This window comes from Ruegeria sp. AB7 (assembly GCF_056542625.1).
This window is the reverse complement of record NZ_JBQGAC010000015.1, coordinates 25,319-31,762: the sequence shown is the minus strand read 5'-3', so window position 1 is coordinate 31,762 and position 6,444 is coordinate 25,319. Positions and strand designations below refer to the sequence as shown.

6 protein-coding genes and 1 pseudogene are annotated in these 6,444 nt (G+C 55.4%); 3 read left to right on the top strand and 4 right to left on the bottom strand.

What is annotated here, in order from left to right; genetic code table 11:
- Positions 1–219: 219 nt before the first annotated feature.
- Positions 220–1,203 (bottom strand): ParB N-terminal domain-containing protein, encoded by a 984-nt coding sequence (locus ACR0EN_RS21030; protein ID WP_170399755.1) that lies wholly within the window; start codon positions 1,201–1,203, stop codon positions 220–222.
- 19 nt (positions 1,204–1,222) lie between these two features.
- Positions 1,223–2,608: an AAA family ATPase gene (locus ACR0EN_RS21025; protein WP_480588553.1), complete on the bottom strand. Its 1,386-nt coding sequence runs from the start codon at positions 2,606–2,608 to the stop codon at positions 1,223–1,225.
- A gap of 466 nt (positions 2,609–3,074) precedes the next feature.
- On the opposite strand from ACR0EN_RS21025, the gene ACR0EN_RS21020 reads away from it, so the two are divergent.
- The 3 genes and pseudogenes from ACR0EN_RS21020 to ACR0EN_RS21010 all read left to right on the top strand — a co-directional run bounded on the left by ACR0EN_RS21020 (position 3,075) and on the right by ACR0EN_RS21010 (position 5,553).
- The gene (locus ACR0EN_RS21020) at positions 3,075–4,091 is read left to right on the top strand and encodes a replication initiator protein A (protein ID WP_170819519.1); all 1,017 of its coding nucleotides are present in this window, start codon (positions 3,075–3,077) and stop codon (positions 4,089–4,091) included.
- A gap of 468 nt (positions 4,092–4,559) precedes the next feature.
- Positions 4,560–5,310: pseudogene (locus ACR0EN_RS21015) on the top strand (IS5 family transposase).
- A gap of 78 nt (positions 5,311–5,388) precedes the next feature.
- Positions 5,389–5,553 carry a hypothetical protein gene (locus ACR0EN_RS21010; protein WP_480537316.1) on the top strand — a complete coding sequence of 55 codons (165 nt, stop codon included), beginning with the start codon at positions 5,389–5,391 and terminating at the stop codon, positions 5,551–5,553.
- 163 nt (positions 5,554–5,716) lie between these two features.
- Here the strand turns inward: ACR0EN_RS21010 and ACR0EN_RS21005 are convergent, their stop codons facing one another.
- Positions 5,717–5,926 (bottom strand): plasmid partition protein ParG, encoded by a 210-nt coding sequence (locus ACR0EN_RS21005; RefSeq protein WP_170819518.1) that lies wholly within the window; start codon positions 5,924–5,926, stop codon positions 5,717–5,719.
- Positions 5,869–6,363 carry an AAA family ATPase gene (locus ACR0EN_RS21000; RefSeq protein ID WP_480537317.1) on the bottom strand — a complete coding sequence of 165 codons (495 nt, stop codon included), beginning with the start codon at positions 6,361–6,363 and terminating at the stop codon, positions 5,869–5,871. The genes ACR0EN_RS21005 and ACR0EN_RS21000 overlap by 58 nt, the downstream gene beginning before the upstream one ends.
- Positions 6,364–6,444 lie beyond the last annotated feature (81 nt).

The following is a 6,444-nucleotide window of genomic DNA, read 5'->3' as shown; positions in this document are numbered from 1 at the left end:
TCTGGGGCCTAGAGCGCCCTACTTACCGTCCTCTAACAGATCTTGAGCAAAGGCAACCTCGTTTGGAGTGCTTCCCTTTCGCACGCGAAAGCGCAAGTCATACCACACTGCAAATAAAAGAAACTCCCTGTAGAACTGCGGAAATTTTCAAAACCATTGGAATAAAAATTCAACTGCCACACTAACTGTGATGTATGCTAAGCATTTTCTGAAAATGTGTTAGGCACGCCGTTTAGCGAGCCACTTACGCAGATCTTCCACCAGTCCAGCGTCCAGCCCCTGCCCTTGCAACACGATCCGCCCTCGTTTGGCTTCCAGGTAAACCCCTTTGGCAACTTCTTCACCGCGCGTTTTAGTTTGCGCAGAGCGCACGCCCTGCCCGTTTGACACTTTCGCCAGCGCGCGTTCCAGCGCGCGGCGTTCGGATATCGAGTCCACGGCCGGTGTCTTGCGCAAACTGTCAGTGAGGCGTTTTCCGAACTCTGGCGTTGTTTCGATGGTTTTGACCAGAGCGAGTCCGAGTTTCTCGGGGATGGCCGCCGGGAAGCGCAGATGTGTGCCCAGAGCGTTGTGCAGACGCATGAACGCAAGGATTTTGGACCGCTTAGACGCGCTGGCATGGGCAAAGAGTCCTTGGACGGCAGCTTCCCCTGAAGCATAGACGCCGATGCGTGCGGCCTCCGAGGCCACACGGGCGCGTTCGTAGAACGACAGGTTGGCGCGGATCTCGTTTTCTTCGACCATCGCGACATAAGCGGCATCGGCGCTCGCTGGAGCCCGGATCAGCGCCAGCACAGAGCCCTGCTTTAGAGCTTTTAGCGCTTCCAGCCGGCGCAGACCCGAGATCAGGCCATATCCGCCATCCGGCAGCGCCACGACTTCAATGGGTGTTTGCTGCCCACGCGCCGCCAGGCTGGCCTGAAGGGCCGCCATTTCATCAGGGTCCAACACGATCCGGTCGCGCAGCAGATGATCCACCTTGATGTCATCCACTGGCAGAGACTGGATCAAGCGCCCCTCTTCGCGGGCAGCGCGCATTGCCTCAGCAACCTCTTCAAAAGCACCCTGCCCTGCGGCCTCGCGCGTCACATGGGCGATCGGCGCACGTCCGGGTGCGCCAAGGGCCGCTCCATGGGTCCTGATCTCCTGTGCCGGAGACACATTCTCAGGGTTGGCCGGTTCCAATCGTCTGCGTTTGGCCATGCTCTGTCTCCCTGTCTGGTTACTCAGCCGCCGATGTCGCCTGCGCCAGTTCATCACGGCGCCATGCTCCGATGAGAAGTTGCTTGAATGCGGCATAGGTCTCATCGAAGGTTGCCCGTCCGCGGGCATAGGTGTCGCGGTTAAAGTCGCGGTAATCAGCCTCATAGATACCATGCACCTGCTCGCCCGTCTGACCAATCAGAGCAGTGTAATCTTGCCGGAAGGGAGACAGGCGCCGCCCGAGATAGGCCTGCATGAGCCCTGCCATCTCGGCCTGTTGCGAGGCATCGTAACGGGTGATCACAGTCTGCACCGCATCCCACTCAAATCTTAGCTCGGCACGCCCAAGCGCCCGTGCGGCCATGTTTTCACCTTCTTCAATGGACTCAAAAGCAGAGTGCATCATGTCAAAAAACCGCCCCGTGCTGTCAAACTCCACGAAGGAGGCGCCGGTGGGCACGATCAGGATATCCGCTGCCGCCAGGCCGTTAATTGTCAGATAGCCAAGGGCGGGGGGCGTATCGAGCACGATGAGATCATACTGATCCAGCACGCCATCGGCTTCCAGCGCCTCGGTGAGAGCATCCCAAAGCTTCCAGCTGCGAGCGGCAAGACGCCAGACGGGGATTTGGAATTCGGACCAGTAGAGGTTCAACTGCGCACCGATCAGATCAATGTTGGGCCAATGGGTGGGGCGGATGAGATCCACCGAGCTGATGTCCAGTGCTTCTGTCAGTGTTTCATCAAGTGGCAGGGGAGCTTCGCCTCGGTCCAGCCGCCGCTGGTTTTCGCTGCGCAAATGCATCGCATAATGCCGCGCGATCAGTGGGAAGACCGTCTGCCATTCGTCTTCAACTTGTCCGTTAAGAATTGACGTCATCGACCCCTGGCTGTCGAGATCAATCACCAGCACCTTGTAGCCGTCGAGCGCGGCAGACATTGCGAGATGCGCTGCCGTTGAAGTCTTGCCAACCCCGCCTTTGAAATTGGCCACGGCCGCAATCTTGGCGGGCAGGCCCTTCGGACGATAAGGCAGATATTCTTTGGCCTTAGATCCTTCCGCACCAAAATGCGCCCGCAACTGCAAGACCTCATCAAAGGTAAACCACTTCGCGCCACCCTCTGTCTCAGAGCGCCCCTGTGGCAAGTCAGGATGAGTGCGCAACACACGACGGAAATGAGCGGGAGCTACGGGGATCAGATATTTGGTGATTTCCCACGTGGAGAACAGGCGCAAGTTCTTGGCCCCTGTTGCATCCAGCCCTCGGCTTGCAAGATCTGTGCGCCCCTTTAGACAGGCTTCCGCAATCTCTCTGAAGTCTTGAGTAGACACAGAATTTTGCAATGATGACAAAGCTGCATCGGGAGAGATGTTGAAATAGGGCGGGAGGTCTGCTCTGCTCATAAGCCTCTCCATGTATCACGTTTTTTCCAGAATATCAAAAATCATGGTACATGCAAGAAAACATATGCCCCTTCCGACTCTTTCTAAGTAATTTCAGAGATTTGCCTTAATGTGAAAAGGTTTGGCGATTTGCTGGTTTGGTCCCTTAAGCTTGTTAATTTTTAGTTATTATATAGTTACGAAATATCTATGTCTTCGGTAACATATTGATATTGAATATATTTTATATGCCTCTTTGTCTTCAAGTGACTCTGAAGCCACGATAGAGTGATTCTGATCCCACGTTTGAGCGACTCTGAAGCCACGATCTGAACAGTGGCCCTGTGGACAGAATCGAACCCCTCCCCTAGGGTCGGGTGTTAATGAAACACCGAAAGCCGGGCAGCCTGATCGGGACAAGCGCGGTGGGATCGAGCAGAGCCATGACATATTTTCTACCGACCGCATTGCGGATCGGAGCCTTCTGATGAATGCAGGTATTGCGACCGGCGGCGGGGCGGGACCTGAGGACTTTTTCGTTTGCGATTTCTTTGCAGCGGTGCCCAAACATGATCTCGCTTCGATGGAGCATCCGCTCTTTTCCCTCTCGACGCGTCCAGATCGGCGCATACTCGAATACCGGCACAATGATGTGGAGGTTGTGGTCACGCCATCCGTCAAAGGGCGCGCTACGATCTTTGATGCAGATATCCTGATCTTTTGTATCTCGCAGTTGGTGGCCGCGCTCAATGCAGGCAAACCGACGGCGCGTACACTCACGCTGACCGCTCATGACCTGCTGCTGGCTACGGGGCGGGAAACCTCCGGGGATGGCTACCGACGGCTGCGCGATGCCTTTGAGCGCTTGGCAGGCACACGCATCACCACCAATATCGCCACGGGTCCCAAGGATGATCCGCTCGAAGTCACCACTGGGTTCGGTCTGATCGAACGCTGGGAAATTGTGCGGCGTACCCGCGGCGGCCGTATGGTCAGCGTGGCGGTCACACTGTCTGACTGGCTCTATCGTGCCGTACTGGCGAAGTCGGTTTTGACCTTGAATAGAGAGTATTTCCGACTGCGCCGCCCGTTGGAGCGCCGTCTTTACGAGCTGGCACGCAAGCATTGCGGACGTCAGCCGGAATGGCGGGTTTCGATAGAGGTGCTCTGCAAGAAGTCGGGCTCGGCCTCTCCGCGCAGAGTGTTCCGTGCGATGGTGCGCGAGATCATTCGTGATGGCCGGTTGCCGGATTATACGCTCACCGAGGAGCCGGGGGATATGATCTGCGTGCGCCCGATGACCGTGATTGAAGAGGCTGCAGGAGCAGGGGCTGCGCTTGCCCCGGAGACTTTCGAGACCGCCCGTCGCTTGATGCCTGGCTGGGATGTCTATGCGCTGGAGGCCGACTGGCGCGCCATGTGGCACGCCTCCGGCCAACCTCGCCTCAAAAGCGCGGACGCTGCCTTTCTTGGGTGGGTAAAGAAACGTGCGGTCGAAACCTGATTTTCCGGGTGGCCTATCGGAATCTCCTTATTTTTTGGACAGACCCCCGCGCGTGTTTCGCATGCGAAAAGGGCCAGTGTCTCAGAGAGGAGGAGTGTAGTGGGGCAGGGATCACTGCCTGTGTCTATGCGCGAGGCCATGCAATTAGTAGAGACTTACCCTCTTCAACCTGCTTCAACTCGAACGTTTTCTATGCAGCCGTAAATCTCGCTGCTTTCATCGCGTCCACTCCCTCTCACAGCCAAGGCTTCGTCGCGGAAAACGCTAATCACAAATGGTGGTAAAATCGGGTTTCAGAGCAAGGCCTTCTACAACACCAAACGCCCACATTCGGTGTTTGATCAGCAGACGCCGAACCACGCATCTTGGGCTGGTTGGAAGCAACTGAAAGCAGCATGAAACCTAGGGTCAGGATGCATTGATTTTCAACGCGCTGCATGATTCACGGCTCGGAAATGGAGTGGTGATATGAACGACCTATTCTGGCCGACTAACGAGCAGATGGCCAAGCTTTCCCTTTCTTCCCGTGGTCACATGGCAAGCTCCGTATGGATGACAGACGTGTTTTGAGCGGGATTATATTTATCAATAGCAATGGGTTGCGGTGGCGTGGCGCCCCCAAAGAATACGGACCGCACAAGACGCTTTATAGCCGGTGGAAGCGTTGGAGCGCGAAAGGTATCTTCACTCGGATGATGGTCGGCTTGGCGGCCGAACACGGCGAAGAAAAGACTGTGATGATCGACACGACCTACTCGAAAGCACATCATACCGCGACAAGGATGGCCGCGAAAAGGGGGGGTGTAGCCGTCTGATTGGTCGAATCAAGGGCGGCATGAATACCAAACTGCATGCTATCGGTGACAGCCAAGGGCGGTCGCTCAGCCTTTTTGTCACCGCGGGACAAATGAGCGATTATGTTGGTGCGCGGACTCTGCTCAGCAGCATACCAAATGTGGACTGGCTGCTTGGTGATAGTGGCTATGACGCTGACTGGTTCCGAGATGCGTTGAAAGGCAAAGGGATACGCGCCTGTATCCCAGGTCGAAAGCAACGCAAGGCTACTGTGAAGTACGACAAGCGCCGCCACAAACGACGCAACCGCATAGAGATCATGTTTGGCAGGCTCAAGGATTGGAGGCGTGTGGCTACCCGCCATGATCGCTGTCTCAAGGTCTTGCTCTCCGCAGTCGCCCTCGCAGCAATCGTCATCTATTAGTTATGAATCCTGATCCTGAAGGCAGGCTCACAATCCACGCCGAAAGAGTTCCGCCGCTTAGTCGAGGCCATCGTGGATATGTACAACGAGAAGAGCCACATCCCAAATTACACGTTCGAACTGGACGACGATCTATTCATCATTCGCCCGCGATCTGGGTCCACCGACATTTGCGCTGAACCAGAGACTATTGACACACTCGATAAGATCGCTCTGCCCAATTCAGTTTATGACTACGCCTGAAAGCATCGGCCGGCTATGATTTATATTTTCTTGAACGCGAATGGCGCGACATGCTAAGCGGCAAGCAGTCCATCCCGCAAAACCCAAGCGGATCGTTCGTGAACTTTGCGAAGAGCTATGTGAAGTGGAACAGTGGAGCCAGATCACTCATTTGAGTAATTAATTATTTACTCAAATACTCAGACCACAAACTACGCGTAATGTCTGAGATTGAGCGCCCTTCTTCGACGGCCTTCATCTTGATCTGTCGATACAAGCTTTCCTCGATCTTAGCATTCAGGCGCTTCTGCTTCTCGGTGGTTTCCGTAACCTCTTTCAAGACGCGCTGATTAGCTTCATCGCCACGGCTGTGACGTTTCGCTGATAGTGCCATGTTACGCCACCTTTTTTGCTTGTAAGGGCGAGCATGCTGATCAGCTCATCAATCAAGGCCAGCGTCTCAGCTTTTGCCTTTGCATTGTCGGCTTCAAAAACGGTCAGTCCTTCGGACGCGGTTTGTGGGTAGACCTGACGTTGTGTGATTGTGGTGTCGCAGACGGGCAGGGCGTATTCGTCCAGAGCCGCTCGTATACTGCTGGCTAGGCGCGTTCCCTCCACCATGCGGGATACAACGAAGCTCGCCAGAGGAAGACCGCCTGTGACATTCTGACGGACCTTGATGAAGTCCACCAGATCAGGCGCAGCCCAGATGTCATAGGGCGAGAGTTGAACGGGGATCAGAACAAAGTCGCTGACCTTGATCGCAACTGCGATCATATATTCCAGCTTGGCCGCGCCGTCGATCACCACATAATCGTAATTCGCGGCCATGCTGGCAGGCGCCTTGACATTGTTGGGGCGATCAAGCGCCACTAGCTCAATTGGGTTGTCTTCGTTGGCTGCGTGCCAGTT

Excerpts from the sequence above, each read along its gene's own strand:
- ACR0EN_RS21030 (WP_170399755.1), bottom strand. The coding sequence starts at position 1,203 with ATGGCCAAACGCAGACGATTGGAACCGGCCAACCCTGAGAATGTGTCT.
- ACR0EN_RS21025 (WP_480588553.1), bottom strand. The coding sequence starts at position 2,608 with ATGAGCAGAGCAGACCTCCCGCCCTATTTCAACATCTCTCCCGATGCA.
- ACR0EN_RS21020 (WP_170819519.1), top strand. The coding sequence starts at position 3,075 with ATGAATGCAGGTATTGCGACCGGCGGCGGGGCGGGACCTGAGGACTTT.
- ACR0EN_RS21010 (WP_480537316.1), top strand. The coding sequence starts at position 5,389 with ATGTACAACGAGAAGAGCCACATCCCAAATTACACGTTCGAACTGGAC.
- ACR0EN_RS21005 (WP_170819518.1), bottom strand. The coding sequence starts at position 5,926 with ATGGCACTATCAGCGAAACGTCACAGCCGTGGCGATGAAGCTAATCAG.
- ACR0EN_RS21000 (WP_480537317.1), bottom strand. The coding sequence starts at position 6,363 with ATGGCCGCGAATTACGATTATGTGGTGATCGACGGCGCGGCCAAGCTG.